The sequence below is a fragment of the Tritonibacter sp. SIMBA_163 genome (assembly GCF_046535935.1).
In the GTDB taxonomy this organism is placed as follows: Bacteria; Pseudomonadota; Alphaproteobacteria; order Rhodobacterales; family Rhodobacteraceae; genus Epibacterium; species Epibacterium scottomollicae.
In genome coordinates, this window is record NZ_JAWJBP010000011.1 from 1 (window position 1) to 24,950 (window position 24,950).

Genomic DNA, 24,950 nt, shown 5'->3' on the forward strand with positions numbered 1-24,950 from the left:
CTAAGCGCCGCTGGAAACTGAAGACACGACCGCGCAACTAACCACAACCAGCCTCCGGCAAACTTGGGGCGGTTCACTCAGAGCTCTGTCGTGAGCATGGAATGAGCACCGCCAGCTATGATATCTATGGACGGCCAAGCGTTTCGAGGCGGTCATCGAGCGTGACGGGTGCTGACATCTATCCGGCGTCGCCGGTCGATGGCGGCGCGCCCAAATGGGTGATCCGCGAAGCATGGCCCTCAACGAATGGTCGGCCTCTTGGGTCTATATGAAAGCCAGGGTCTCCATGCACCGGGTCCGTCCGGTCGGGTCATTTCCTCTTTCGCCGGCACCTTGAACCGTTCCGCGAACCGATCCGCCTTAAACTGCGGGCCGGTATTCCTCGTTCTTGGCAAGTAACACCCAGATGATGCGCGCGTTCTTGTTTGCGACAGCAACGATGGCACGGTTCGTGCCTCGGCGTTCCCTGAGCTCGTTCACCCACTGGCTAAACCGATCCGTCTTCCCGGCAGGGGTCTCACGACAGCTCGCGCAACGTGGAGCAGAAGGGTTCGCAAGTGCTGGTCGCCTCGCTTACTGATCCCCATGAGTATCGTTCTATCCCCGCTGAAATGCTGATGCGGGACCAAACCCAGCCAGTCGGCCATGTGGCGCACGTTGTCGAAGTCGTGCCCATCCCCACTGCGGCGATGACGGCGGTCTCCGTCTTGGCGCCGACGCCTCGGGTCCGACCGGCGCGCTGGCAGGCCGCATTCGCGCGGAAGAGCTGGTCGATACGACGGTCGAACGCTTGCACCGGCTTGTCGATCGCTGTCATCAATTCCAAAAGGGATGACGGAATCTCTCGGCAAAGAGCGATGAGTTCATTTTCAAGGTCTTCAATAACCTCCGGGATCATGCGCCGTGCACGCGTGATCGATTGGCCAAAGGCGATGCCATGATCCAAGAGTATTCCCCGCATCTGACTGACCAGAGCAGTTTGGTGGTTGACCCTGCGTCGACGAGCCCGATGCCGGGTCTGGATGTCTTGCTGCGCGATCCTCTTTTTCGGTACGAAGCGCATGCGGGCCTGGGTGACTGCAATGGCGATCACCTCGGCATCGTTTCGATCATTCTTTTGCCGCCGCCCGAAGGATCTAACATGCTGGGGCGCGATGATCCGGACTTCATGACCGAGGGCCTCAAATTGCCGCTGCCAAAAGAAGGCCCCGGTACAGGCTTTGGTACGGATCACGCAGGCCGGAATTTCCCTAACGGCTTGCAGTAGTATCTCTGCGTTCACATCCAACCCGCAAAGTTCAAATACGTCCTTGGCGAGATCAATCCCGATTATCTTGATGGTCATTCTTCCCTCCTATGTGTCCTATGGCTCAATCCTGCGTCGGGGGTGGGAGAGCCGTCCATCCCATCACGTGGCGTGCGAAGTTTGGCGGAATGGATGCATCATTGATTTCCGAAATGAATGATATGGCGGAAGAGAACCGACGTCTGAAGCGCATGTATGCTGAGATGAGCATGCAGAGCGATCTGCCGAAGGAAGCCCTTGGAAAAAGCGTTAAGGCCGTCTCTGCGGTGAAAGGTGGCCGTGAATGCGGTCGCATGGCACGGCGTGAGCATCGCGTTGGCGTGCAGAGCGTTCGGGATCAGCGAGACCTGCTACAGCTACAGCCCAATCCTGAGCGATGAGAATGATGAGATCGCCGATTGGCTGGAACGTGTGACCGCACACAAGCGCAACTGGGGCTTTTGCCTTTGCTATATGTATCTGCGCAATGTGCAGGGCTATGGCTGGAACCACAAACGAGTCTACCGGATCTACCGCGAGGAGCCTGTCCGTGAAAAGGCGAGGCGGTCGCAAGTGAGCGCGTGGCACAAGGACCCCGATGGCCAACCAGACACCGCAGCAAGCGCGCCGGATGCTTGAAGAACTTGAGGGCGTCGCGCCCGGCCCGCTTGCGCTGGCCCAGAACCGGAATTCCCTAACCCAACCTGCGGACCTTCGTTATGACTGACTGAGCGGCAGGAGGTAGGTCACTGCAAGACATGCCTCCGGCCGATCTTCCTTTTGGGCGCAGGCAGACCATCCTCAAGAAACCAGAAAGGGTCCAACGGAAGACCATAGACACCCAGAGCTTGCTTCACCGAAAAACCGCCGCATAATCACACCAACCAGATGAGCCAGGTCCGCTCTTAGCTCAGGCTGCCATCTGTCACATAATTCCCGAAGATGGGCAGTGTCGAATGACAGATTTTGATTGGACAGAACGCTTCGAGGGCACGGCCGCTCTACCTGTTGATGTGCGAAGGCGATTGAATGCAACAGCGCGCATTCTCAAGTTCTCACGCGGCGATCAAGTCTTTGGGCCCATGAGCGTGCCTGACGGATTGTTCTTTCTGTACGAAGGCCGTATCCGCGTATCACAGAGTTCGGAGAACGGGCGGGAGATCGTGTTGTACCGCGTGGATGCAGGCGAGAGCTGCGTTCTGACGACCGCCTGTATGCTGGCTGAAGAGGCTTATAATGCCGAAGGCGTTGCTGAAACTGATGTAACCGCCATCCTGTTGCCCAAGACTGCCTTTGATCGCCTTGCGGCGGAAGAAGACGCGTTTCGCAACTTTGTGTTCGCGGCCTATTCGCGCCGTTTGATTGACCTGTTGCGCGTGGTGGATGACGTTGCCTTTGGCCGGATCGACGTGCGTCTGGCAGAGCGGCTTTTGACACTTGGCCAGGGCCGGAAAGAGGTTCGTGCGACTCATCAGGATTTGGCGAGCGAGCTTGGGACCGCGCGTGAAGTAATTTCACGTGTGCTGCATGATTTTCAAAAACGGGACCTGATCGCGCAATCTCGCGGCGTGATAAGCTTGTCAGACAAGATGGGTCTCGCCACGATCGCGCAAAGTGCATGACGCGGTTTCAGGGTCGTCGACTTGCGTGACAATGTCACTGAAGGGGCGCTGATAAAGTCATATGTGTTTATCAGTTTTTCACCTGAGGAGACGATCATGTCCACCAACGTCAGCACCTTTGACCGCATTCTACGCGCCATACTTGGCGTCGCGCTCCTATATCTCGCCTTTCTTAGCGGTTTGCCCGCCTTCGACGCTGGCCTGTCGAAAATAGCGGCCGCCGGTGTTGGCGCTGTCATGCTGATTGTCGCAGCGTTACGCATGTGTCCGCTTTATAGCATCTTCGGTCTTAGAACCTGCCGGGTGTGCTAATGGAGACGGCATTTACACCCTTCGCCTCATTTGGCGGTGGCCTCGTGATTGGTCTTGGCGCGGTACTCTTGATGCTTGGGTTGGGGCGGATCCTTGGGGCAACCGGGATCATGTCCGGTCTGGTTCTACCGCAAAACCGCAGCGAGGCTGCGTGGCGGGGCGCTCTGGTCGTCGGCATGATCGCGGCTCCCGGAGTGATCTTCCTTGTGAGCGGCAGCATGCCTCAGGTTGATGTGCCCGTCAGCCCGGCCATGATCGCCATCGGCGGCGTTATTGTCGGACTTGGGGCAAGTCTCGGGTCGGGATGTACGTCTGGCCATGGCGTCTGTGGGCTTTCGCGGCTGTCCATCAGGTCGCTTGTCGCGGTCCCGACCTTTATGGCTACGGCGGCCATCACCGTTTTCATCATTCGCCACGTGTTTGGAGGTTGACCCGTGAAAGTGATATTTGCTGGCCTGACGGGCCTTGTCTTCGGCATCGGAATCGCACTTTCGGGCATGATGAATCCGGCCAAAGTTCTGAATTTCTTTGATGTCGCCGGGCAATGGGACGCAAGTCTTGCCTTCGTGATGGGGGGCGCTTTGATTGTGACCGCATTGGGCTACCGTCTGGTTTGGCGGCGCTCAAAGCCAGTGTTCGACGACCAATTTCAGATACCGGGCAGTACTCGGATTGATCGTAAGCTTCTCGGCGGTTCTGCTTTGTTCGGCATCGGATGGGGGATCGCTGGCTTTTGTCCGGGTGCGGCGCTGCCTGCACTGGGAACGGGGCGTTGGGAAGTGGTGTTGTTTGTCGTTGCAGTGATCGTGGGTCTTGTCCTCAGGCGTGTTTTGGACAACCTGTGGCCTGCTCGTGTCCCGCAATGAGATGTCGTATCTATATCCGAGCGGTCGACAGTGCGATGATGCACCTAGGGCGCAATCAATGACCGCGTTTGCAAGCAAGGAGACCCAATATGACCTATCCTGTGAACATGGAAGTCAAACCTGACGTTCAGGCCTTCTTCGATGCAGCAACAAATACAATCAGCTATATCGTCAAAGATCCGGCATCCAATTCCTGCGCGATTGTCGATAGTGTCATGGACATCGATTATGCTGCGGGCCGGATCACCTTTGATCACGCGGATGAATTGATCCGTCAGATTGAAGCCCGAGGCCTCAAGCTCGAATGGATTATCGAGACGCATGTACACGCAGACCATTTGAGCGCGGCACCCTACATCCAGGACAAACTGGGAGGGAAGATCGGAGTTGGCGAAAAAATTACTGTCGTGCAGGATGTGTTTGGAAAAGTGTTCAATGAAGACACGGCATTCCAGCGTGATGGTAGTCAATTTGATGCCCTGTTCAAGGATGGCGACACCTATATGATCGGCCACATGCAGGCCTTCGCCATGTACACGCCGGGTCACACACCCGCCTGTATGGTGCATGTCATGGGCAACGCCACATTCGTGGGAGATACTTTGTTCATGCCCGACGGAGGCTCGGCCCGTTGTGATTTCCCCGGCGGTTCCGCTGAAGAACTCTATGAGAGCATTATGAAAGTGCTTGCTCTGCCGGATGATATGCGCCTGTTCATGTGTCATGACTACGGTCCCAACGGACGCGATATTCAGTGGGAAACCACGGTGGCCGAAGAAAAGACTCACAATATCCATGTCGGCGGCGACAAGACGAAGGACGACTTCGTGAAGTTCCGCACCGAACGTGACGCGCAGCTGGGGATGCCCAAACTGATCATTCCGTCGCTGCAGGTGAACATGCGCGCGGGCGAGGTGCCGACGGACAAGGACGGGAACCCGATGCTCAAAGTGCCGGTGAATGGTCTGTAAGTGCAAGACAGGTCATGGACGTCAGCACTGCCTCGGCAGGAAGGACCGTCCGTGCGCTTTTCATGCGCGCGGGCATGAACGCTATCAGCGCGGTTGGCGATGACGTGACGGATGCCGCCCGACGTATTCCGACTGATAACAAGACACTCACCGACAGAACTGTTCCCCGTTTACCTTGGAAAACCTGATCGGCAATACGGCTGGCATCTGGGTCGCGGCGGTTTCGTCTCAGCCTTTTCCCGCAAGAATGGATGGATCGGCAAACTGCGCATGTGGTGTAGGTTATGCCCCTTATTGAATTGACTCTCTGATGATCTCTTTTTCACGCTATCTGCCGATCCTCTCCTGGGGGCGGCACTATGACCGCAGTGCGTTGTCCAACGACATGGTCGCCGCAGTGATCGTCACGATAATGCTGATCCCACAATCTTTGGCCTATGCGCTGCTGGCTGGCCTCCCGCCCGAGGCAGGGATCTACGCATCAATTGCGCCGATCATGCTCTATGCCATCTTTGGGACCTCGCGCTCATTGGCCGTGGGGCCGGTCGCGGTGGTGTCCTTGCTGACGGCGTCTGCAATTGGGCAAGTGGCAGAGGCAGGGACAGCTGGCTACGCCATTGCGGCGCTTACACTCGCGGGGGTGTCGGGGGTGTTTCTTCTACTCTTGGGTGTCTTCCGCTTGGGGTTTCTGGCCAATTTTCTGAGCCACCCGGTGATCGCGGGCTTTATCACCGCCTCGGGTATCCTGATCGCGACCAGCCAGCTGAAACACATCCTCGGTGTCAGCGCCCATGGGCATACATTGCCGGAAATGCTTGGATCACTCTTGGCTCATCTCGATCAAATCAACTGGATCACAGTCGTGGTCGGGACAAGCGCGACGGGGTTCTTGTTCTGGGTCCGGGGCAATTTGAAACCTTTGCTGAAAGGGCTGGGGGCCGGACCGTTGCTGACGGACCTCGTGGCCAAGTCGGGCCCGGTCGCAGCAGTGGTGGCGACAACGCTTGCAGTCTGGGCATTCGGGCTGGATCAGGCAGGGGTGAGCGTTGTCGGTAGCGTGCCGCAAGGCCTGCCTCCCCTGACGTTGCCCGGCCTGTCCCCGGATCTGATAAGCGCGCTCTTGGTGCCTGCAATCCTGATTTCTGTAATCGGTTTCGTCGAGAGTATTTCCGTTGCACAAACACTGGCCGCCAAGAAGCGTCAGCGGGTCGATCCGGATCAGGAGCTGATCGGGCTGGGCGCGGCTAATCTGGGTGCAGCCTTCACGGGGGGCTTTCCGGTCACGGGAGGTTTTTCACGTTCCATCGTGAATTTTGATGCAGGGGCCGAGACACCAGCCGCGGGGATCTACACCGCCATCGGTCTTGCAATCGCATCCTTCGCGTTGACACCGTTGGTCTTCTATCTGCCGCAAGCGACCCTCGCGGCTACGATCATCGTCGCGGTGCTGTCGCTCGTGGACTTTTCGATCCTGAAAAAGACATGGGACTATGCGCGGGCTGACTTCACGGCCGTTGTTTCCACCATTTTGCTCACTCTTGGCATGGGGGTGGAAGTGGGCGTCGCCAGCGGCGTGGCGATTTCGATCCTGCTGCATCTCTACAAGACGTCACGACCTCATGTGGCCGAGGTCGGGCTTGTCCCGGGCACCCAGCATTTCCGCAACGTGAAACGGCATGCCGTTGAAACCAGCCCCCATGTATTGAGCTTGCGGGTGGATGAAAGCCTTTACTTCGTGAACGCGCGCTTTTTGGAAACACTCGTGCAGTCTCGCGTCACAACCGGATGCGACATTAAGGATGTTGTCCTGATGTTTTCTGCAGTCAATGAAGTGGACTTTTCCGCGCTGGAGAGCCTCGAAGCCATCAACTTGCGGCTGATCGACATGGGGGTCGGTCTACACTTGTCAGAGGTTAAGGGGCCGGTGATGGACCGCCTGCAAAGAACCCATTTTATTGATGAGTTGAACGGTGATGTGTTTCTTTCACAATTTGATGCATGGACTCATTTGATGAGCGCGAAACCTGCCGCAAGGTAGCTGGTGCTTGAATCGCCTGAATTCTAGTTCTGACCGAAGCGACGAATTGCAGATCTGCTGAGCATTGGCCCAGCGAAAGTCAGACCACCAGCCCTTGGCGCTTGAGGCTTTCAAGTTCTTCGGAAATCGCGTGGGCGAAGGCTTCACCGACCGCACTTAGGGGGCGGTCGCGCGGTACGAATTGCGCAATGTCCCAAGTGATTTCGGGAATGAGTCGATGCGCAGTGATCTTGTCGGGATCAATCAACCTTATGGCGACAGGATCGACAATGGCGACTCCGACGCCACGCTCAACGAGCCGCACGACGCCGTGCAGCGTGCGCAGTTCAGCAGCAATCGTGCGGCGGACGTCGATGGTGTCCATCATGTTGTCTACGCGTTGCCGCAACGGGCTGTCGGGGGAAAGATCGATAAACCATTCCTTGCGCAGGCGCGGCAGGGGAATTTCGTCTTCCTGTCCCAAGGGGTGGCCCTTCGGCATGATGCAGCGCGCGGTGCACCGGCCCAACGGTCTTGCGTCGCCGCCAAAGGCGTCGGCATTCAGGGTGATGCCGAAGGCAAGATCACAGCGCTGTTCAGAGATCATCCGCAACAGTTCCGCCATGCCGACATCAACGATCTGCACTGTTGCATGTGGATGCGTTGCACGGAATCTCCGCAACGCATCAAGCAGGAATGTATCGCAGAAGACCGGTTGAGCGGCGATCACCAGGTGACCAACTTGTCCGTTGGCGATGGCAACCGCTTCTTGTTCCAGGTCGCGCAATCCCGCCAGATGGCGCATCACGGATTGGTGGAAACGGAACGCCTCCGGAGTAGGGGTCAACCGGTTCCGTTTACGCAAGAAAAGCGAAAAACCCGTTTTGTCTTCAAGGCCTGAAAGCAGCCGGCTGATCATCGGCTGGCTTGTGTCCATATGCTCAGCCGCGAGCTTCACGCCGCCAAGGCGCATATAGGCGTCGAAGGCCTCCAACTCGCGTGTCTTGTACATGGCAACTCCTCAGTATGCATTTTGTGCAATTTATGACTGCCCATTGTCAATACACGCATACTGTGGATGGTGTCGCTGATCCAACAGTTCCGGGCTTCCCGGACCAGACGTGAGGTTACAATGAAGAAACTAATCGGTTCGATCGCCCTAGCCGTGATCGCAGCAACTGGCCCGGCAGCGGCCCAGACCTACCCCGAACAGGCCGTGACGCTGGTGGTGCCTTACGGCCCCGGTGGCGCCTCAGACCTCGCCGGTCGCGCATTGGCAGAGACGGCACCGTCCGCGCTCGGTCAACCCGTGACAGTGATGAACCGGCCCGGCGCAGGCGGCATGAATGGCGCGCGGTCTGTCGCACAGGCCGATGCAGATGGCTACACGCTGTTGCTGGCGCGTGTCGGCATGGCGCTCTCGCCTGCTGTGACACCGCAGTCTGCCGTGGCTTGGGACGCCTACACGTTCCTCGGCATGCTGGAAGCAACACCCATGATCCTCGCCGTGCGTGCGGACGCTCCCTACGAGGATGTTGAGGGGCTGGTCGCCGCAATCAAGGAAAGCCAGGGCGGCATGACCTATGCGGCGTCGGGCGCAACAGCGATCGATGGCTTTACCACGCAGGCGCTGCTGGCCGACAATGATCTCGACCCGCTGACGGCGGCGACACTGGTGCCCTACAAAGGGGGCGGCGCACTGGCGACGGCGCTGCTGGGCGGTCACGTTGATTTCGTCGCGATGGCGGCGGGGTCACTGATGCCGCATATCGAAAGCGGCGACCTGAAGGCGCTTATGGTCTTTGCGCCCAAGCGTATGGACAAGCTGCCCGACGTCGCAACCGCACAGGAGCTGGGCTACGAGAAAGCGGGCCAGATCACGGGCTGGAGCGCGCTTTATGGTCCCAAGGATCTGCCGGAAGACGTCATTGCAAAATGGGATGCGGTTCTCGGTGATGTGGCCACCAACGAACAATGGCTCGAGCTGGCCAAACGTCGTGGCTCCATCTCGACAGTCGGTGATGTCGACATGACCGATTATGCCAAGACGCAATACGAGCTGTTCAACGGGCTCGCGCAGGATTTCGGCTACCTGCCGAACTAAGGGCACGCCCTCTGGGCCGCTCGACAACACGCAGGCGCGGTCCCGATGGGGTCGCGCCGCTTTCCTCGCAAGAGGACTTCTTCTCCAGGAGCATCGCTATGACTAAGCCCGTTCTGCGGGGGCTGATAATTGCAGCTTTCTTCGCGCTTACCGCCTTCGTTCTGGTTCCCGTATTCGTCCCCCGTCCCGCGTTTATTCCGGGCTTTGCGCCACCGCCGGACATGTGGCCGCGTACCGTATCAATGATCGGAATCGGGCTTGGCCTGCTGGCGCTGTTCCTTGCCTTCACTCGGCCAACCACAGCCGAGGAGCGGATCGAGACCGATGGCAGCAGTCAATTGCAGATGGTCCTTCGGTTTCTCGGGCTGGTCGTGGTCTTCGGTCTCTTTCTGGGGCTGCTTCCGCACCTCGGCTTTCTCCTCGCAACCATGCTGTTGACCCTGACCGTGGTTCTGCTGACGGGGGAGCGACAACATCGGTTGTGGATCGTGCTGCTGTCCTTTGTTGCACCGGTTCTGCTGCTTCTGTTCTTCAACTATTCGCTCGGCACGCAGTTCCCCAAGGGCGTACTGACGAAGCCCTTCGGCTTCTGATCGGAGATCCTCATGCTCAACGATATCCTCTTGGCGCTCTATGCGGTAGCCACCGTCCAGAACCTTCTGATCATGATTGCCGGCATCTGGGGCGGCGTGATTGTCGGCGCGATCCCCGGCATGACCGGAACCATGGCGGTGACATTGGCGTTGCCCTTCACCTTCTACATGGATCCGGTGCCCTCGATCCTGCTGCTCGTCGCTCTCTACAAGGGCTCGACCTATGGCGGCTCGGTCTCCGCGATCCTGATCAAGACACCGGGCACGGCCTCTGCCGCCTGTACCGCGCTGGACGGGTATCCGCTGGCACAACAGGGCAAGGCAGGCAAAGCGCTGAATATGGCGCTTTATTCCTCGGTGACAGGCGATTTCATTTCGAACCTATCATTGATCTTCTTTGCGGCACCGCTGGCGGTTCTCGCCCTGCGCATCGGCCCGCCTGAGTTCTTCATGCTGATGCTGTTTGCCCTGACAACGGTTGCGGGCGTCTCCGGCAACTCACTTTTGCTCGGGCTGGTTTCGGCTGCGCTGGGCCTGCTGTTGGCGACGGTCGGAGAGGACATGTACGGATCGTTCCGTTTTGCCTTCACTCCGGATATGCAGGCAGGCCTGTCGATCGCGCCGGTTCTGATCGGTCTCTTTGCGCTGCCGGAGCTGATAAAGCTCGTCGTGACGCGGGCGGCCAAAGAAGAAGAGGCGGCAACATTGGGTGCGCAGCATGTGACGCGCGAAGAATTCATGGGCTCGTTGCGCAGTATCCTCAAGGGGTCGGTGATCGGCTCATTCCTGGGCGCTATTCCCGGCATCGGCCCGTCGTCTGCGGCGTTCTTTTCCTACGGCGAGGCGCAGCGCAGTTCAAAGAATGGCGCCAACTTCGGCAAGGGAGAGCTTGAGGGGATCGCGGCGTCGGAATCTGCCAATAACGGTGCCTGTGGTGCCACGATGATCCCGCTGCTGGCGCTTGGTGTTCCGGGCGATGTGATCACCGGGGTGATGCTGGGGGCCTTCATGATCCAGGGCCTGACGCCTGGGCCGCTGTTGTTCCAGACCAATATCCACGAAGTTTACATGCTGCTGATCGGTATGCTGGTGTCGTCGGTGTTGCTGTTCTTTGCAGGCAAGGCGACCATGCGCATGTTCGCCAAGGTATCTTATATTCCGCAGACGCTGCTGACACCGCTGGTGCTGCTGCTGTGTATCTTCGGCATCTACTCGATCGCGTCGAGTACCTTTGATGTGGCTGTGCTGCTGGTCATGGGGCTGGTTGGATTTGGAATGTTCCTGTTGAACATTCCGGCCGCGCCCTTCCTGATCGCCTTCATTCTCGGCCCGATGCTGGAAGAGAACCTGCGCCGCGCATTGGCAATCTCTCGCGGGGACCCGGCGGTGCTGCTGTCCTCCCCCATCACCTGGATCTTCGCCGTGCTGATCGTGTTCGCACTCAGCTTCACGCTGCGCCGTGAGATCCGGAAATCAAAGACAGAAAGACAAGTTTCACAATGACACACCAGAGCGAGCGCACCTTCGCCGAGGGCCTGAAGGACCGCGCGGCCCAACATCTCTCCGACCTGATCGCCTTTGACACGGTATCCCGCAACGGCAACCGGCCCTTGATTGATCATATGGCCGCGTATCTCGGCGAGCTGGGTGCCCGCATCACCATTCTTCCAGATGAGACCGGCGCCAAGGCGAACCTCATTGCGGCCTTCGGGCCCGAGGCTGTTGCAGGTGTTGTGTGGTCTGGCCACACGGATGTGGTGCCCGCGGATGAGCCTGAGTGGATCAGCAACCCCTTTGTGGCCGAAGTGCGTGACGGCAAGCTTTATGGCCGTGGGGCCTGCGACATGAAGGGCTTTGCCGCCTGTGCGATGGCGGTTGCGCCCGATCTGGCGGCGGCAAAACTGAGCCGCCCCGTCTACTTGTGTTTTTCCTACGATGAGGAAGTGGGCTGCCTCGGTGCGCCTGCGATCGCACAGCATCTGGCGGCGCTGCCAGTGCCACCGGAGTTCGCCATTATCGGCGAACCCTCAATGATGAAGCTGGTGACGGGGCAGAAGGGCAAGATCGCCATGCGAGCGCAGGTGACGGGCACCTCTGGGCATTCGTCCTTTGCGCCAGAGCATGTGAACGCCATCGAATACGCCGCGCAGGCGATTGCAAAGATTTCGGAGCGGGGGCAGCGCTACAAGGTCGAGGGGCCGTTTGACGCAGATTTCACAGTGCCGCATGCGACGATGCTGGCGACCATGATCGAAGGCGGCGTGGCGACAAATGTCACTCCAGAGAGCTGCGGTTTCACCTTCGAGCTTCGGTCGATTTCCGAGATGGATCCTGACGCGGATATGGCCAAGCTGCTGGCGGAGATCGAGTCCGACGTCGGCGTTCCGATGGCCGAGAAAGTCGCAGGCACCGGCATTACCTTCGAACGGATCTTCGCCTATCCCGCAATGGGGGAGGCCCGAAACACCGCCGGCTTCACCCGCTACGCGCATCTGCTGCCAGAGTGGGGCGGCAAGGTTTCCTACGGGTCCGAAGGCGGTGTGTTTGAGCAGATTGGGGGTATTCCGTCAGTGATCGTCGGGCCGGGATCCATTGCACAGGCACATAGGCCCAATGAGTATGTCGAGCTGGATCAGCTGGGCCTCTGTGTCGATTTTCTGCGGGACATCATCGGATATCTGGCAGAGAAGCCCGCTGCAGCCAGCGCCTGATCACTAAAGCCGGAACCGCTCCAAGGGGCAGTTCCGGGTCAATGTTTTGGCCGTGCTGGATCATTTTGGCTGACCTGTCGCGGGGTGCGCCCGCACCCTGCGACAGGTCAGCGTCGTTTAGAAGATGGCCGACGGCAGCCACGTGGCGAGACCGGGCAGCATCCAGACCAAGATGACCCCGACCGCCTGCAGGAAGATGAACGGTATGACACCCTGATAAATGTGTCTTGTGGTGACCTCTTCCGGAGCTGCACCGCGCAGATAGAACAGCGAGAAGCCGAATGGCGGCGTCAGAAAGCTGGTCTGCAGGTTGATCGCAATCAATATCCCGAGCCAGATCGGATCATGGCCCATGACGATAAGCGAGGGCGTGACCAGCGGCAGGACGATCACCGAGATTTCGACAAAGTCCAGGAAGAACCCAAGCACAAAGATGAACAGCATGCTGAAGATCAGTGCGCCAGTTGGTCCGCCGGGCATGTTCTCCAGAATATGTGCCACGCGTTCCTCCCCACCCAGCCCGATGAACACCAGTGAGAACACACCAGCTGCAAGCATCGTGGCAAAGATCATCGCGGTCATCGTCGTGGTCGAGGTGACGGCCTCGTGCAGGATGCGTTTGCGCAGGCCGCTGCGCAGGGCAAAAAGAACCGCCACGGCCCCGCCTACGGTGAGGAGCGCATAGAATGCGCCAGCTGCAAGATCGAAGCCATCCAGATCATTGCGTTGCAAACGGACGGGGTGCAGACCTGACAGAATGCCGAGCAGGATCAGTGCGAAGGCGCCGATGGCAATGACGCGGGCAGGGGCTCCGGCCCGCAGTCCCGCCATAAGAAGCGCACCGATTGCTCCCACAGACGCTGCCTCTGTCGGGGTTGCGATGCCGCCGAGAATGGCACCCAGCACAGCGACGATCAGCAGCACCGGCGGCACAACCGCGCCGATCACTTCCTGGCGATTCGGGCGTGTCATGCCGGACAGCGCGGCGGGCATGTCCTGCGGTCGCAGCAGGCCGCGCACCACGATATACACGAGATACAGAACTACCAGAACAAGCCCGGGCACCAATGCGGCAGCAAAGAACTGGCCGACGGACAACGCCTCGACCGAGAACTTGCCTTGTTCGTATTGGGCTTGCTGGTAGGCGTTTGACATCACGTCCGCCAGAATGATCAGAAGCGTCGATGGCGGAATGATCTGCCCCAAGGTGCCCGCCGTACAGACGATACCGGCCGCAACACGTGGATCATACCCCGAGCGCAACATGGTCGGCAGGGCGATCATGCCCATCGCCACCACAGTTGCTCCGACGATCCCGGTCGAGGCCGCCAGCAGCGCGCCAACCAGAACCACCGAAATCCCCAGACCTCCGTTCAGTCGGCCAAAGAGACGCCCCATGGTATCGAGGAGTTCCTCGGCGATGCGGCTTTTTTCAAGGATGGCGCCCATCAGGACGAACAGTGGAATGGCAATCAGGACTTCGTTGCTGAGAACCCCGAAGGCGCGTTGACTGAGTGCGCCCATCAGGGAGATGTCCATCACGCCCAGCATCCAGCCCAGATAGGCAAAGAGCACGGCCACTCCCGCTATGGAGAAGGCGACCGGGAAACCCAGCAGGATTGTCGCCATCAAAGCGGCGAACATGATCAGGTCGAGATAGGCGGTCATTGGGGCTGTTCCTCGGCAAACAGGCGGATCAGAAGGGCGATGGATTGCAGCATCACAAGTATGCAGAACGCCGGGATCAGGGATTTCAGAAGGAACACGGCCTCAATTCCGCCGACCGCGATCGGGCCTTCGAGAATGGCCCAGGAATTCCGAACAGACGGCCAGGACCAGAAAAGCAGCGCCGCCATTGACGGCAGCAGCAGGAAGAGATGACCGAAGATGTCGATCCGCCTTTTGACGCGTTCGGTGGCGGCGGCGTAGAACACATCGACGCGGACGTGTTTGTCCACCAGAAGCGTGTAGCCAGCTGCAAGCATGAACAGGGTTGCGTGCATATAGAGCACGCTTTCCTGCGCGGCGATGGAGTTTACGCCAAAAACATACCGCCCGACGACGATGCCAAACTGGACAAGCACCATCACCAACGCCAACCACCGTATCACCGCCGCTATCGCGCGGTTGATACCGTCCAGCGTATCCGCAATCCCTAGCATCCTGCCTCTCCCCCAATAGAATACCGGCGCCCGTATCTCAGGGCGCCGGCTGTCATTTCAAACGATCAATAGCCCATCACGGCGGCGCGTGCGTTCATCTGACCGTTGTCTGCATAGCTCATGTAGCCGCCCACGAGATCGCGATAGGAGACAAAGCTCTCGGTGATCCGGCGCACCAGCTCGTCGTCGTCTTCGCGCAGCTCGGTGATGACCTCGGCGGCGGCGGTGCCCATGGCTGTGATCACGTCCTCGGGGAACATTTTCACCTGCACGCCTTCTTCATCCACCATCTTCTTCAGCGCCATGGCGTGTTTGGTGGTGTATTCGGTCCAGACCGGATTGTAGAGGCTCTCGCACGCCAGCGCGACCACCTGCTGCAGATCTTCGGGCAGGGCGGCATATGCGTCGGCGTTGACGCCGCATTCCTCGGCAGAGGACGGCTCGCCCACGCCGGGCCAGTAGTAGTTTTTGGCCACCTGGTAGTATCCCAGCGCGCTATCGGTCCAAGGACCAATGAATTCGCCCGCGTCCAGAGCACCCGTCTGCAGCCCCTGGAACATCGCCGGGCCACTGGTGGCTTCGGCGGCCATGCCAAGTTTGGAGGCCACTTCGGAGGCAAGACCGGTGGTGCGGAACTTGAGACCCTTCAGGTCTTCGGCAGAGTTGATCTCGTTCTTGAACCAGCCGCCCCACTGCGGACCGGAGTTGCCACACAGGAAGGGTTTGATCCCGAAACGACCATACATCTCATCGTACAGGGCCTGACCGCCGCCATGATAGAGCCAGCCGAATTGCTCGTCTGCACGCAGGCCGAAGGGCTGCGAGCCAAACAGCAGGATGCCCTTGGATTTGGATCCCCAATAGGCCGGTACCGCATGATACAGTTCGGCGGTGCCTTCGGAGACTGCATCAAACACACCGCGACCTGGGACCAGTTCACCTGCGGCGAACAGCTTCACCTCAAGGCGGCCACCGGAGAGAGTTGTGATCCGGTCTGCCAGCATCTGCGCCGCAACACCAGGGCCGGGCAGGTTCTTCGGCCAGGCGGTGACCAATTTCCATTGCATCTTGCCCTGTGCGAGTGCCGGGCTTGCCAGCGCCGTGGCCGCGGTGCCGAGGGCACCCGCTTTCAGAAACTTACGTCGTTGCATGTCGTTCATCCTCCGTCTGTCGGTGCAGTTATGTTGGCCATGACCTCGATGGCGTGGCCTCAATTATGTTTTGTAGGCGCTTTACATTAATATGTGTGTACATATGCATGTCAATCACGGTTTGTGCGGATCTGGCCAGACGGGACCTGGATGACCAAACATTCATCGTTGATTGCGACCAGCGCGGCGCGCGCTTGGATCTGTTGCAAAGGTTTTGAAGCAGACTTGGAGAGCTGTAGCGAGGGGTGAGCACGCGCATTCGCATGGGCTGTCGCGCACCATTGGTCAGGAGTGCGCCATAGCGACTGCACGCGGCGCGCGCCATGAAACGGACTGTCAGTATGGTGTCCGCATCAACATTTCTGCCTCAGCGGGTATTGCTCTGCTTCAAGAACGTATCGAGAGCGGTTGATACCTGCAGGTGGGCGGCATCGCTGCGCGCGCCTTCGCGCAGGGCCGCCCGCAGATAAACGCCGTCGATCAGGGCGGCGAGAGTATCGGCGATTTCGTCTGCTTGCGGACTCAGTTTGCGCAGGTCGAACAACAAGTTGCTGCGCAACCGGCGCTGGTAGACCTGCATCAGGTGCGCGGCGTCAGGCTTTGATTGCGCCAGCGCATAAAAGCTCAGCCAGGCAGAGGTTTTGCGGGGATCAAAGACATGCGGGGCAAAATTGGCACGAATGACCCCCTCAAGCCGGTCGCGCGGCGTGCTGGCGTCGCGCAGTTCGGCCCGGACCTTGGTCGAGAATTCGGACAGGATGTGACGCATAGCGGCAATAAGCATCTGCTCCTTGCTGCCAAAATAGTGATGCGCGAGACCGCTGCTCATGCCTGCCCGGCGCGCGATCTGCGCCACGGTCACGTCAAGAGATCTTGTTTCGCCGATCTCGTCGATCACGGCAGACACCAGCGCGGCGCGGCGCTTGGGCTCCATCCCCACTTTGGGCATAGCACTCTCCTGTCATGCGTTGTGCAGGCAATGGCAAGCGGAGGGGCAGAGGTCAATATGTTTCGGGTGCCTCGCCTTGCGCACTGGGGCGGTCAGGAGGGGCCGCCCTGCGCGGCTGAAGGCGCAGGGCGCTGAACTCAGGACAGGCGGTTGCCCTGTGCGCCGAAGAAGTAGGATTTCCCGTCGGCGATCCCAAGACGCAGGTGCTGTCCTGCATTGATGGCATGCTGGCCGAACAGGCGCACGGTGATCTGGTGGCCGTGGCAATCCGCGATCACATTGGTATCACCCCCAAGCTGCTCGACATGTTTGGTCGTGACCTCCAGCGGGCCGGCGTCGTCCAGAGCCAGATCTTCGGGACGCACACCAAGCGTGTTGGGGCTGCCATCCTCCAGCAGGTTCGCGGGCAGGAAGTTCATTGCCGGAGAGCCGAGGAACCCTGCGACGAACTGGTTTGTCGGGTTATTGTAGAGCTCCATCGGTGAACCGATCTGCTCAACCCGCCCGTCGCGCAGCACCACGATCTTGTCAGCCAGGGTCATCGCTTCGGTCTGGTCGTGGGTCACATAGACCATGGTGGCACCAAGCTGGTCGTGCAGGTTGGCGATCTCCAGACGCGTGTTCATGCGCAGGGCGGCGTCAAGGTTGGAAAGAGGTTCGTCAAACAGGAACAGTTTCGGGTGACGAACAATGGCGCGACCGATGGCCACCCGCTGGCGCTGACCGCCGGAGAGTTCGGAGGGGAAACGGTTAAGGTAATCCCCGAGGCTCAGCATGCGGCTGGCCTCTGCGACGCGCTCTTCGATGGTTTCCTTGCTTTCCTTGGCTTGTTTCAGGGCCAACGCCATGTTGTTGCGCACATTGAGGTGCGGATAGAGGGCGTAGGACTGAAACACCATCGCGATACCGCGTTTCGACGGCGGCGTCTGGTTGACCACATCGCCCGCGATGCAGACCTCGCCGGAGGTTACGTCCTCCAGCCCGGCGATGGTGCGCAGGAGCGTGGACTTGCCACAGCCTGAGGGTCCGACAAAAACGACGAATTCGCCTTCTTCGACTTCGATATTGATGTCCTTGAGGACATGCACGTTGCCAAAGGATTTGTTGACATTGGTCAGGGTCAGCGCGGTCATGGCGTTACCTCTTTCAGTTTGACAGGGGTCCCACTGCGGACGCTTTCATCAGCCGCGAGGCAGATCGCCAACGACTGAACGGCGTCCCGCGCATGGCGGGAAAGGTCTAGGTCTTCACGGATGGCGCGCAGGATATGGGCCTGTTCTGCGTCACAGAGCTCCTGATGGCCCGGTTCATCCGGCAGATCGATCAGCTGGTCGCCCTCGGGTCGGTGAACCAATAGGCCACCAACCTTGGTGTGGCCGTCCACATCGGCGGATTTGGATTTATCTGCACCCGTGATGGAGACCGAGCCCTTGGGGGAAATCACGTCTTTGACGAAGAAAGCGGTTTCCGACATCATCGGGCCCCAACCTGCCTCGTACCAGCCGACAGAGCCGTCGTCGAAGGTGACCTGAAACTGGCCGTAGTTATACATGTCCGGGGCGATTTCCTCCGACAGGCGCAGGCCCATGGCGTTCACCTGAACGGGCTTGGCATCAGTGATCTGGCACCAGACATCCACGTAGTGCACGCCGCAATCCACGATGGGTGCTGTGGTCTGCATCAGCGCTTTGTGGGTTTCCCACTCCGCGCCGCTGCTTTGCTGGTTGAGGTTCATGCGGAACACGTATGGGCCACCAAGCGCGCGGGCCTCCTGGATTAGGCGCACCCAGGAGGGGTGGTGGCGCAGGATATAGCCCACGACCAGCTTGCGTCCCGTCGCCTCTGCGGTGGTGACCACACGGCGGGCGTCCTCCACCGTCGTGGCGAGAGGTTTTTCGACAAACACATGCGCGCCTGCCTCCATCGCGGCCACGGCATAGTCGGCGTGGCTGTCGGAGTAGGTGGCGACGACCACGAGGTCCGGCTTGGTTTCCTCAAGTGCCACATGGAAGTCGGTGAAGACCGGGTAACCTTGAAGGTCGGGGTGATCCACCTGACCTGAGCGGTTGACGAGGCCGACAATCTCGGCGCCGTCCTGCTTGTGATGGGCGAGGGCATGGGAGAGCCCCATGTTGCCAAGGCCAGCGACTAGAACGCGGGTCATGATACGGCTCCCGAGTTATGTAGAAGAACCGCCAGGTCCGCTTGCGGATCGGGTAGCCCCCGATCGCCCCCTTGGGCGGGGGCTATGCCCCCACCTAAGGCCGGAGATTGCCCTCTGTTTTTGTGAACAAAGCCAATCATTTCACCGCCCCCGACGTGATGCCGCGAATGAGCTGGCGCGAGAAGATCACATAGAGCACCAGCACCGGCAGGATTGCCATGGACAGCGCCGACAGAACCGCGTTCCAGTCAGTCACGAACTGGCCGATGAAGACCTGGCTGCCCAGTGTCAGGGTCTTGGTTTCCTCAGCGGGCGCGAGGATCAGCGGGAACCAGAGGTCGTTCCAGATCGGGATCATGTTGAACACCGCCACGGTGGCCATCGCAGGGCGCACCAGCGGCAGCACCAGCTTGAAGAAGATCGTGTATTCGCTGAGCCCGTCGATGCGACCGGCGCTCTTCAGGTCATCGCTGACCTGCCGCATGAACTCCGACAGAATGAAGACCGCCAGCGGGAGACCTTGCGCAGTATAGACAAGGATCAGCGCCCAGAGCGTGTTCACAAGACCGGTGGACACCATCATGTCCAGGATCGCCACGGTGCCGATGCGGATCGGGATCATGATCCCGAGCGCCAGATAGAGCCCCATGATCATATTGCCACGAAAGCGATACTCACTGAGCGCAAAGGCCGCCATTGCGCCAAACAGCAGGATCAGCGTTAGCGAGCCGACGGTGACGATGAAGGAGTTCTGAAAGTAGAGGAAGAAATCCCCCTGCTTCAGCACCGTCTGATAGCCCACCAGCGAGAAGCTTTCCGCATCCGGCAGCGCCAGTGGCTCGCGAAAGATCTTTTTGCGGGTCTTGAAGCTGTTGATCAGGATTACGAAGACCGGAAACAACGCAATCAGCGTATAGAGGATCAGCACGCCATGCATGGCCACTGTGCTGATCGGGTTGGAACGTGCAGAGTTCATCGTCGTCTCCCGTTAGAGCTGGTAGCGGCGCATCCGGCTCTGGATGCCGAAAAGATAAAGACAGACGCCCACGAGGATGATCGCGAACATCGCGCCGGCGATGGCAGACCCCATATGCGGGTCGCCCAATTGCAGCTGGAAGCCAAAGAACGTCCGATACATGAAGGTGCCGAGGATATCGGTTGAGAAATCCGGCCCAGCCAGCGCACCTTGCGCGGCGTAGATCAGGTCGAAGGCGTTGAAGTTGGCTACAAAAGTCAGGATCGAGATGATCCCGATCGAGGGCAGGATCAGCGGCAGTTTGATCTTCCAGAAGGCAGCGATGCCGGTGACGCCGTCAATCTCGCCAGCCTCAAGCATTTCCTCGGGGATCGACAGAAGCGCGGCGTAGATCAGCATCATCGGGATGCCGACGAACTGCCAGACGGAGACCATTGCCAATGTTGTCAGCGCATATTCTTCCTTGCCCAGCCACGGCGCGAATAGCGACTTCAGCCCCACTGCATCCAGCATCGACGGCGCGATGCCCCAGATCGGCGACAGGATCAGTTTCCAGGCAAAACCCACGATCACAAAGCTGAGGATCGTCGGAATGAAGATCGCCGAGCGGTAGAGCGCGGCAAAGCGTAGGCGCGGGTGGCTCAGCAGGGCAGCGAGCGCGATCCCGATCGGATTCTGTACCAGCATGTGGATCAGGAAGAACCAGAAGTTGTTCGCCAATGCGTTCCAGAATTGCTCTGACCAGGTCGGATCAAAGAACAGGGTGCGGAAATTCTCCAGCCCGACATACACGCGCTCCTGATCGACCTTTTGGAACAGGGCGAGGCGCAGCGTATTGAACAGGGGGAAGATCATTACCGAGGTGTAGATCAGCACGGCAGGGGCCAGAAAGACGGCGATATGCCAGCGGATGCGGGGCTTTTGCATGGGAAACTCCGGTCCAGTTCCCGGACGCGCGGGACGGCGCGTCCGGGGGTGTTGCAACAGCGGTTATACTGTCGTTTCTAAGGCTTACTGTTGCGGTGCGTACCAGCTCTCGAGACCGGACTGCAGCTCCTCACCCAGTGCTTCAGGTGTCTTGGTGCCTTTGATCGCGGCCGCAGATGCGCCCCAGGTCTCGTTTTCGAGGTTCGGGGTGCCGCGCGACAGGATCTGGTAGGTCGAGCGAATGGTGCTGTCGCACTCATCGCGCCAGCTGACGAATTCCTTGGCCAGCGGATCTTCCAGATCGACTGGTGCGTTCGAAAGCGGGAAGAAGCCGGGCAGAGCGTTGCCGAAGATATCGGCAAATTCCGGTGACGCGACCCATGTCAGGAAGGTTTTTGCGGCTTCGGGGTGCTCGGTGGAGGCGTTCATGCCGATGCCGATGTCGGTGTGATCCGAGATGTAGCAGCTGTCGCCAGCGGCTTTGACCGGAGCCTTGAAGGCGCCCATTTCGAAATCAGCCTGCGCGTTGAAGCCGGAGATTTCCCAGCTGCCTGCCGGATAGATCGCGGCGCGACCGAGGGTGAACAGGTTCTGGCTGTCGGGGTAGGTCTGTGCCTCGAACCCGTCGCCCAGGTAATCCGCCCATTTGGCGAGCGTTTCGAAGGGGGCAACCCACTGCTCGTCGGTCAGCTTCTGCTCGCCCTCGATCAGCGCCTTGCGGCCTTCTTCACCGTTCCAGTAGTTCGGGCCGATGTTGTTATAGCCCATGGTGGCGGCTTCCCACTGGTCGTTTGTGCCCATCGCCATCGGAATATAGGTGCCATCTTCCTTGATCGTCTCAAGAGCGGCAAAGAATTCTTCCTCGGTGGTCGGAACCTCAAGGCCAAGCTCTTCGAAGGCTTCTTTGTTGTAGATGAAGCCGTGGATCACCGAGGCCATCGGCACGCAGAAGCTCGCGGAGCCATCGTCGGTCTGCCATGCGGACTTCGCCACGTCGGAGAAGTTGTCCATGGCGTCCATGTCATCCAGCGCTGCGAGATGGTCGGCCTCATAGAGCGCCAGCGAGGCATCAAACGGGCGGCAGGTGATCAGATCGCCAGCGGAGCCTGCATCCAGTTTGGAGTTCAGAACAGCGTTGTACTCTGTCGGCGCGCTGGGCGTGAAGTTGATCTTGATGCCGGGGTGTGCAGCCTCAAACGCGGGGATGATCTTGTCCTGCCACAGGGTCAGGTCATCATTCCGCCAGCTCTCGACGGTCAGGGTGACGTCTTCGGCCAGTGCGGATGTCGCGACGAGGGCGGTGCCCGCCAATGCGGCCAACATAAACTTACTTTTCATGAGTCTTCCTCCTATTGGGATGATTTTATTGTTTTTCTTATGTGTTGAGCGACAGCAGCGCGGGGCGCAGCTTGCCACCTGTGGTCTCCAGACGCGCAGTGGCGTCCGCGAGGTCAGTTGCGCCCGCCGCGATCAGGATGGCGCATTTGACGTTGCCTCCGGCGGCCTCAATGGCGGCGGTGGCGATATCTTCGGTAACATCTGAGATCTGCATGACGATCTGTCGGGCACGGGCCCGCAGTTTGATGTTGTCGGCCCGCAGGTTGACCATCATGCCATCGTGAACATGGCCCAGTTCAATGGCCATCAGGGTCGAGAGCGTGTTGAGCGCGATCTTCTGTGCGGTCCCGGCCCCCATTCGGGTCGATCCGGACACGACCTCAGCTGGGGTCGGCAAAAGCACAGCGTGATCTGCGAGTTTCAGCAGGTCTGTGTCGGGGTTGTTCGCGATCCCGATCACCGTGGCGCCGCAACGCCTGGCCAGTTTCGCTCCTGCAACCGTGTAAGGCGTGGTGCCGCTTGCCGAGACGCCGATGTAGACATCGTTTGAGCTAAGCCCATCCAAGGCGCGCTCCAGCTCGGCTGTTTCATCCTCGGTGCCGCCAGGCATCTCCACTCCGGTCGGCATGCCGCCGGCCATGTGAATGCGCAGCTGTGATGCGGGGATCGAGAAGGTTCCGCCCAGTTCGAGTGCGTCTGCAGCAGCCATAAGGCCGGAAGAGCCTGCAGCAGCATAATGCAAGGTGCCGCCGGTTCGGATGGTCTCGGCCATGGCAAGGGCGCCGCCGCAGAGTGCAGCCGTCGCGTGGCGCGGAGGGCGCGCGGCGTCGTGCTGAGTTTGCGCCAATATTTCGGCGATCTCGCTCAGTGGGCGAGCGTCCAGCCCCCCGGCTTTGTCGTGCAGTTGTTCCGTGGCAGCGGTCGACACGTGATTCCCTCCAAGTTTGAATCAACAATACCCATTTGATACCTTTTGTCTACCATTGTGTGATATGGCTGGTGTTTCTTCGGCGAAATTACCGGTTTTGCCGATATTTGCGGAATTTCTCACGGGGTTGGTCCTGTTTTTGTCTTTCAAAATCCCGGTTGGTATCGTAATGGTATCTTCATGACGGATGCATTGAAAACCTCTATATTGGCTCTGGATGGCGGCGGCACGCGATGTCGTTTGGCGCTTTCCGGTGTTGCGGGCGTGACCGCTGTTGAGACCGGGTCGGCGAATATCTCGACCGACTTGGATGGGGCGGTGCAGCAAGTGACTGATGGTCTGGCGCGGCTCTCTGAGGTGACCGGCCATGCTGTTGAGGCGTTGGTGACCTGCCCAATTTACATCGGGATTGCGGGGGTTACCGGGCCGGTGATCGCAGATCGGTTCGCGGCGGCTCTGCCGTTTCATCGCGCACGGGTGACGGATGACCGCCCAACTGCCCTCAATGGGGCGCTGGGCGGTAGCGACGGCCTGATCGCGCATTGTGGCACCGGGTCGTTCTTTGCGGCGCAGCTTGAGGGACAAAGCCGATTCGCAGGAGGTTGGGGAGCGATCCTCGGAGATCCGGCGTCGGCCCAATGGGTCGGTCGGCGTGCGCTATCCTGTACGTTGGAAGAAGTTGACCTGCTGCGCGAGGCCTCCGGTCTTGGGGCGCATTTGCTGAACCGCTTCGGGGGCTCGGCTGAAATCGTGGCCTTTGCGGCCTCTGCGACACCCGCTGACTTTGGCCGGGTCGCGCCGGATGTGACCGAATTCGCCGCCACGGGGGATCCGCTTGCGGTGGATATCCTGAATGCAGCGGGCCGTGAGCTTTCCAGTACGCTGCACAAGATGGGCTGGGTCGCCGGGCTTCCGCTTTGTCTGACAGGCGGGATTGCGCCGCAGTTCCTGCCCTATCTGCCCCCGGCCATGCAGGAGGCCTGCATCAGCCCGAAGGGCACGCCACTCGATGGGGCGATCATTCTGGCGCATGAGTTCGCACAGGAGGTGCGGGATGACGATCACTGAATTTCTGAAGCCGGATAGTTGGTTCGATCAGGGGGCTGGTCCGCGCTATGTGCAGTTGCGCCGCCGTCTTGAGGAAGCCATCCATTCTGGGGTGTTGCCGCCCAACAGCTCCCTGCCGCCAGAGCGTGAGATTGCCGACATCACAGATCTGTCTCGGGTCACTGTGCGCAAGGCGATGCACGAATTGGTGCAGCAAGGCGCGATCGAGCAGCGACAAGGCTCCGGTTCTTTCGTGCGGGAAAGCACGGCGCGCGTTGAGCAATCGCTTTCGCATTTGACCTCCTTTACCGAGGACATGCAGCAGCGCGGGCTTGAGACCACGTCCAAATGGCTGGAGCGCGGAGTGTTCTTGCCGACCGAGGAGGAGATCTCGGTGTTGAGCCTCGGCGATGATGAGTCCGTCGCGCGCATCTATCGTCTGCGCGAGGCTGGCGGTCAGCCGATGGCGTTGGAACGTGCGGCACTGCCCCTCAGTATTCTACCGAACCCGCTGGAGGTCACGACCTCGCTCTATGCGACGTTGGATCAGATCGGACATCGTCCGGTGCGCGCGATCCAGAAGATCTCTGCCATCAACCTCGAATCAACCGAGGCGGAGTTGCTCAATGTTGCCGAAGGCACTGCGGGTCTGCGCATCCAGCGTCTGTCGTTTCTCGAAGACGGGCGTGTCGCGGAATTGACCCGATCCCTCTACCGTGGCGACGCCTACGACTTCGTTGCGGAACTGCAGCTTTCCGGCTGAGCTGAGTGCCGAATGGACCAGCTGCCCCTTCTAAATGATCTGCCCAAGTGAAAGGTTTTATACC

The 24,950-nt window shown here is 59.5% G+C and carries 23 protein-coding genes and 2 pseudogenes; 13 read left to right on the forward strand and 12 right to left on the reverse strand.

Annotated elements, in window-relative coordinates; translation table 11 throughout:
* Window positions 1-360: 360 nt before the first annotated feature.
* Window positions 361-1,345, reverse strand: a pseudogene (locus tag R0J92_RS15065) (IS110 family transposase).
* Window positions 1,346-1,413: 68 nt separating this feature from the next.
* On the opposite strand from R0J92_RS15065, the pseudogene R0J92_RS15070 reads away from it, so the two are divergent.
* The 7 genes and pseudogenes from R0J92_RS15070 to R0J92_RS15100 form a co-directional block, all read left to right on the forward strand.
* Window positions 1,414-1,825 (forward strand): annotated as a pseudogene (locus tag R0J92_RS15070) (IS3 family transposase); the annotation flags it as partial.
* A gap of 416 nt (window positions 1,826-2,241) precedes the next feature.
* A complete protein-coding gene (locus R0J92_RS15075; RefSeq protein ID WP_411052242.1) occupies window positions 2,242-2,907 on the forward strand; it encodes a Crp/Fnr family transcriptional regulator in 666 nt (221 codons plus the stop codon).
* A 96-nt stretch (window positions 2,908-3,003) separates the two neighbouring features.
* Window positions 3,004-3,219 carry a DUF2892 domain-containing protein gene (locus R0J92_RS15080; RefSeq protein WP_411052243.1) on the forward strand — a complete coding sequence of 72 codons (216 nt, stop codon included), beginning with the start codon at window positions 3,004-3,006 and terminating at the stop codon, window positions 3,217-3,219.
* Window positions 3,219-3,650, forward strand: a complete 432-nt coding sequence (locus R0J92_RS15085) for a YeeE/YedE family protein (protein WP_411052244.1) — start codon at window positions 3,219-3,221, stop codon at window positions 3,648-3,650. Before R0J92_RS15080 ends, R0J92_RS15085 begins: the two co-directional genes overlap by 1 nt.
* A 3-nt stretch (window positions 3,651-3,653) precedes the next feature.
* Window positions 3,654-4,085, forward strand: a complete 432-nt coding sequence (locus R0J92_RS15090) for a DUF6691 family protein (protein ID WP_106164869.1) — start codon at window positions 3,654-3,656, stop codon at window positions 4,083-4,085.
* A gap of 89 nt (window positions 4,086-4,174) precedes the next feature.
* On the forward strand, window positions 4,175-5,056 hold the full coding sequence (locus R0J92_RS15095) for an MBL fold metallo-hydrolase (protein WP_411052245.1): 882 nt from the start codon (window positions 4,175-4,177) through the stop codon (window positions 5,054-5,056).
* A 310-nt stretch (window positions 5,057-5,366) separates the two neighbouring features.
* On the forward strand, window positions 5,367-7,094 hold the full coding sequence (locus R0J92_RS15100; RefSeq protein ID WP_411052246.1) for a SulP family inorganic anion transporter: 1,728 nt from the start codon (window positions 5,367-5,369) through the stop codon (window positions 7,092-7,094).
* 79 nt (window positions 7,095-7,173) lie between these two features.
* Here the strand turns inward: R0J92_RS15100 and R0J92_RS15105 are convergent, their stop codons facing one another.
* Complete coding sequence (locus R0J92_RS15105; RefSeq protein ID WP_411052247.1) at window positions 7,174-8,085, reverse strand: LysR family transcriptional regulator; 912 nt, start codon at window positions 8,083-8,085, stop codon at window positions 7,174-7,176.
* Window positions 8,086-8,205: 120 nt separating this feature from the next.
* Between R0J92_RS15105 and R0J92_RS15110 the strand changes: the two genes are divergently transcribed.
* The 4 genes from R0J92_RS15110 to argE all read left to right on the forward strand — a co-directional run bounded on the left by R0J92_RS15110 (window position 8,206) and on the right by argE (window position 12,481).
* Window positions 8,206-9,177, forward strand: coding sequence for a Bug family tripartite tricarboxylate transporter substrate binding protein (locus R0J92_RS15110; RefSeq protein WP_106164873.1), 972 nt, complete (start codon window positions 8,206-8,208; stop codon window positions 9,175-9,177).
* Window positions 9,178-9,275: 98 nt separating this feature from the next.
* Window positions 9,276-9,770 carry a tripartite tricarboxylate transporter TctB family protein gene (locus R0J92_RS15115; protein ID WP_411052248.1) on the forward strand — a complete coding sequence of 165 codons (495 nt, stop codon included), beginning with the start codon at window positions 9,276-9,278 and terminating at the stop codon, window positions 9,768-9,770.
* A gap of 12 nt (window positions 9,771-9,782) precedes the next feature.
* Window positions 9,783-11,273, forward strand: a complete 1,491-nt coding sequence (locus tag R0J92_RS15120) for a tripartite tricarboxylate transporter permease (protein ID WP_411052249.1) — start codon at window positions 9,783-9,785, stop codon at window positions 11,271-11,273.
* The gene (argE, locus tag R0J92_RS15125; RefSeq protein ID WP_411052250.1) at window positions 11,270-12,481 is read left to right on the forward strand and encodes an acetylornithine deacetylase; all 1,212 of its coding nucleotides are present in this window, start codon (window positions 11,270-11,272) and stop codon (window positions 12,479-12,481) included. The genes R0J92_RS15120 and argE overlap by 4 nt, the downstream gene beginning before the upstream one ends.
* Window positions 12,482-12,598: 117 nt before the next feature.
* On the opposite strand, the gene R0J92_RS15130 is transcribed toward argE, so the two are convergent.
* The 10 genes from R0J92_RS15130 to R0J92_RS15175 all read right to left on the reverse strand — a co-directional run bounded on the left by R0J92_RS15130 (window position 12,599) and on the right by R0J92_RS15175 (window position 23,076).
* Window positions 12,599-14,149: a TRAP transporter large permease gene (locus tag R0J92_RS15130; RefSeq protein ID WP_411052251.1), complete on the reverse strand. Its 1,551-nt coding sequence runs from the start codon at window positions 14,147-14,149 to the stop codon at window positions 12,599-12,601.
* Entirely contained in the window at window positions 14,146-14,643 is a 498-nt protein-coding gene (locus R0J92_RS15135; RefSeq protein WP_106164878.1) for a TRAP transporter small permease subunit, read from the reverse strand. The genes R0J92_RS15130 and R0J92_RS15135 overlap by 4 nt, the downstream gene beginning before the upstream one ends.
* Window positions 14,644-14,708: 65 nt before the next feature.
* The gene (locus R0J92_RS15140) at window positions 14,709-15,794 is read right to left on the reverse strand and encodes a TRAP transporter substrate-binding protein (RefSeq protein WP_106164972.1); all 1,086 of its coding nucleotides are present in this window, start codon (window positions 15,792-15,794) and stop codon (window positions 14,709-14,711) included.
* Window positions 15,795-16,161: 367 nt separating this feature from the next.
* Window positions 16,162-16,743, reverse strand: coding sequence for a choline-responsive transcriptional repressor BetI (gene betI, locus R0J92_RS15145; protein ID WP_411052252.1), 582 nt, complete (start codon window positions 16,741-16,743; stop codon window positions 16,162-16,164).
* Between the two features lie 137 nt (window positions 16,744-16,880).
* Window positions 16,881-17,876 (reverse strand): ABC transporter ATP-binding protein, encoded by a 996-nt coding sequence (locus R0J92_RS15150; protein WP_411052253.1) that lies wholly within the window; start codon window positions 17,874-17,876, stop codon window positions 16,881-16,883.
* Window positions 17,873-18,907, reverse strand: coding sequence for a Gfo/Idh/MocA family protein (locus R0J92_RS15155; RefSeq protein WP_411052254.1), 1,035 nt, complete (start codon window positions 18,905-18,907; stop codon window positions 17,873-17,875). The genes R0J92_RS15150 and R0J92_RS15155 overlap by 4 nt, the downstream gene beginning before the upstream one ends.
* A gap of 136 nt (window positions 18,908-19,043) precedes the next feature.
* Window positions 19,044-19,883: a carbohydrate ABC transporter permease gene (locus R0J92_RS15160; protein WP_106164882.1), complete on the reverse strand. Its 840-nt coding sequence runs from the start codon at window positions 19,881-19,883 to the stop codon at window positions 19,044-19,046.
* A 12-nt stretch (window positions 19,884-19,895) separates the two neighbouring features.
* Complete coding sequence (locus R0J92_RS15165) at window positions 19,896-20,810, reverse strand: sugar ABC transporter permease (protein WP_317384662.1); 915 nt, start codon at window positions 20,808-20,810, stop codon at window positions 19,896-19,898.
* 84 nt (window positions 20,811-20,894) lie between these two features.
* A complete protein-coding gene (locus R0J92_RS15170) occupies window positions 20,895-22,148 on the reverse strand; it encodes an ABC transporter substrate-binding protein (protein ID WP_317384661.1) in 1,254 nt (417 codons plus the stop codon).
* 37 nt (window positions 22,149-22,185) lie between these two features.
* Complete coding sequence (locus R0J92_RS15175) at window positions 22,186-23,076, reverse strand: N-acetylmuramic acid 6-phosphate etherase (protein ID WP_411052255.1); 891 nt, start codon at window positions 23,074-23,076, stop codon at window positions 22,186-22,188.
* Between the two features lie 180 nt (window positions 23,077-23,256).
* Here R0J92_RS15175 and R0J92_RS15180 point away from each other — a divergent pair, with 180 nt between their 5' ends.
* Together R0J92_RS15180 and R0J92_RS15185 are read left to right on the forward strand one after the other, a co-directional pair.
* The gene (locus R0J92_RS15180; RefSeq protein WP_411052256.1) at window positions 23,257-24,144 is read left to right on the forward strand and encodes a BadF/BadG/BcrA/BcrD ATPase family protein; all 888 of its coding nucleotides are present in this window, start codon (window positions 23,257-23,259) and stop codon (window positions 24,142-24,144) included.
* Window positions 24,131-24,886, forward strand: coding sequence for a GntR family transcriptional regulator (locus R0J92_RS15185; RefSeq protein ID WP_106164887.1), 756 nt, complete (start codon window positions 24,131-24,133; stop codon window positions 24,884-24,886). The genes R0J92_RS15180 and R0J92_RS15185 overlap by 14 nt, the downstream gene beginning before the upstream one ends.
* Window positions 24,887-24,950: the final 64 nt, after the last annotated feature.

Excerpts from the sequence above, each read along its gene's own strand:
- R0J92_RS15155 (WP_411052254.1), bottom strand. The coding sequence starts at position 18,907 with ATGACCCGCGTTCTAGTCGCTGGCCTTGGCAACATGGGGCTCTCCCAT.
- R0J92_RS15130 (WP_411052251.1), bottom strand. The coding sequence starts at position 14,149 with ATGACCGCCTATCTCGACCTGATCATGTTCGCCGCTTTGATGGCGACA.
- R0J92_RS15095 (WP_411052245.1), top strand. The coding sequence starts at position 4,175 with ATGACCTATCCTGTGAACATGGAAGTCAAACCTGACGTTCAGGCCTTC.
- R0J92_RS15160 (WP_106164882.1), bottom strand. The coding sequence starts at position 19,883 with ATGAACTCTGCACGTTCCAACCCGATCAGCACAGTGGCCATGCATGGC.
- R0J92_RS15110 (WP_106164873.1), top strand. The coding sequence starts at position 8,206 with ATGAAGAAACTAATCGGTTCGATCGCCCTAGCCGTGATCGCAGCAACT.
- argE (WP_411052250.1), top strand. The coding sequence starts at position 11,270 with ATGACACACCAGAGCGAGCGCACCTTCGCCGAGGGCCTGAAGGACCGC.
- R0J92_RS15140 (WP_106164972.1), bottom strand. The coding sequence starts at position 15,794 with ATGCAACGACGTAAGTTTCTGAAAGCGGGTGCCCTCGGCACCGCGGCC.
- R0J92_RS15150 (WP_411052253.1), bottom strand. The coding sequence starts at position 17,876 with ATGACCGCGCTGACCCTGACCAATGTCAACAAATCCTTTGGCAACGTG.
- R0J92_RS15100 (WP_411052246.1), top strand. The coding sequence starts at position 5,367 with ATGATCTCTTTTTCACGCTATCTGCCGATCCTCTCCTGGGGGCGGCAC.
- R0J92_RS15075 (WP_411052242.1), top strand. The coding sequence starts at position 2,242 with ATGACAGATTTTGATTGGACAGAACGCTTCGAGGGCACGGCCGCTCTA.
- R0J92_RS15080 (WP_411052243.1), top strand. The coding sequence starts at position 3,004 with ATGTCCACCAACGTCAGCACCTTTGACCGCATTCTACGCGCCATACTT.
- R0J92_RS15180 (WP_411052256.1), top strand. The coding sequence starts at position 23,257 with ATGACGGATGCATTGAAAACCTCTATATTGGCTCTGGATGGCGGCGGC.
- R0J92_RS15105 (WP_411052247.1), bottom strand. The coding sequence starts at position 8,085 with ATGTACAAGACACGCGAGTTGGAGGCCTTCGACGCCTATATGCGCCTT.
- R0J92_RS15115 (WP_411052248.1), top strand. The coding sequence starts at position 9,276 with ATGACTAAGCCCGTTCTGCGGGGGCTGATAATTGCAGCTTTCTTCGCG.
- R0J92_RS15170 (WP_317384661.1), bottom strand. The coding sequence starts at position 22,148 with ATGAAAAGTAAGTTTATGTTGGCCGCATTGGCGGGCACCGCCCTCGTC.
- R0J92_RS15165 (WP_317384662.1), bottom strand. The coding sequence starts at position 20,810 with ATGCAAAAGCCCCGCATCCGCTGGCATATCGCCGTCTTTCTGGCCCCT.
- betI (WP_411052252.1), bottom strand. The coding sequence starts at position 16,743 with ATGCCCAAAGTGGGGATGGAGCCCAAGCGCCGCGCCGCGCTGGTGTCT.
- R0J92_RS15085 (WP_411052244.1), top strand. The coding sequence starts at position 3,219 with ATGGAGACGGCATTTACACCCTTCGCCTCATTTGGCGGTGGCCTCGTG.
- R0J92_RS15185 (WP_106164887.1), top strand. The coding sequence starts at position 24,131 with ATGACGATCACTGAATTTCTGAAGCCGGATAGTTGGTTCGATCAGGGG.
- R0J92_RS15120 (WP_411052249.1), top strand. The coding sequence starts at position 9,783 with ATGCTCAACGATATCCTCTTGGCGCTCTATGCGGTAGCCACCGTCCAG.
- R0J92_RS15135 (WP_106164878.1), bottom strand. The coding sequence starts at position 14,643 with ATGCTAGGGATTGCGGATACGCTGGACGGTATCAACCGCGCGATAGCG.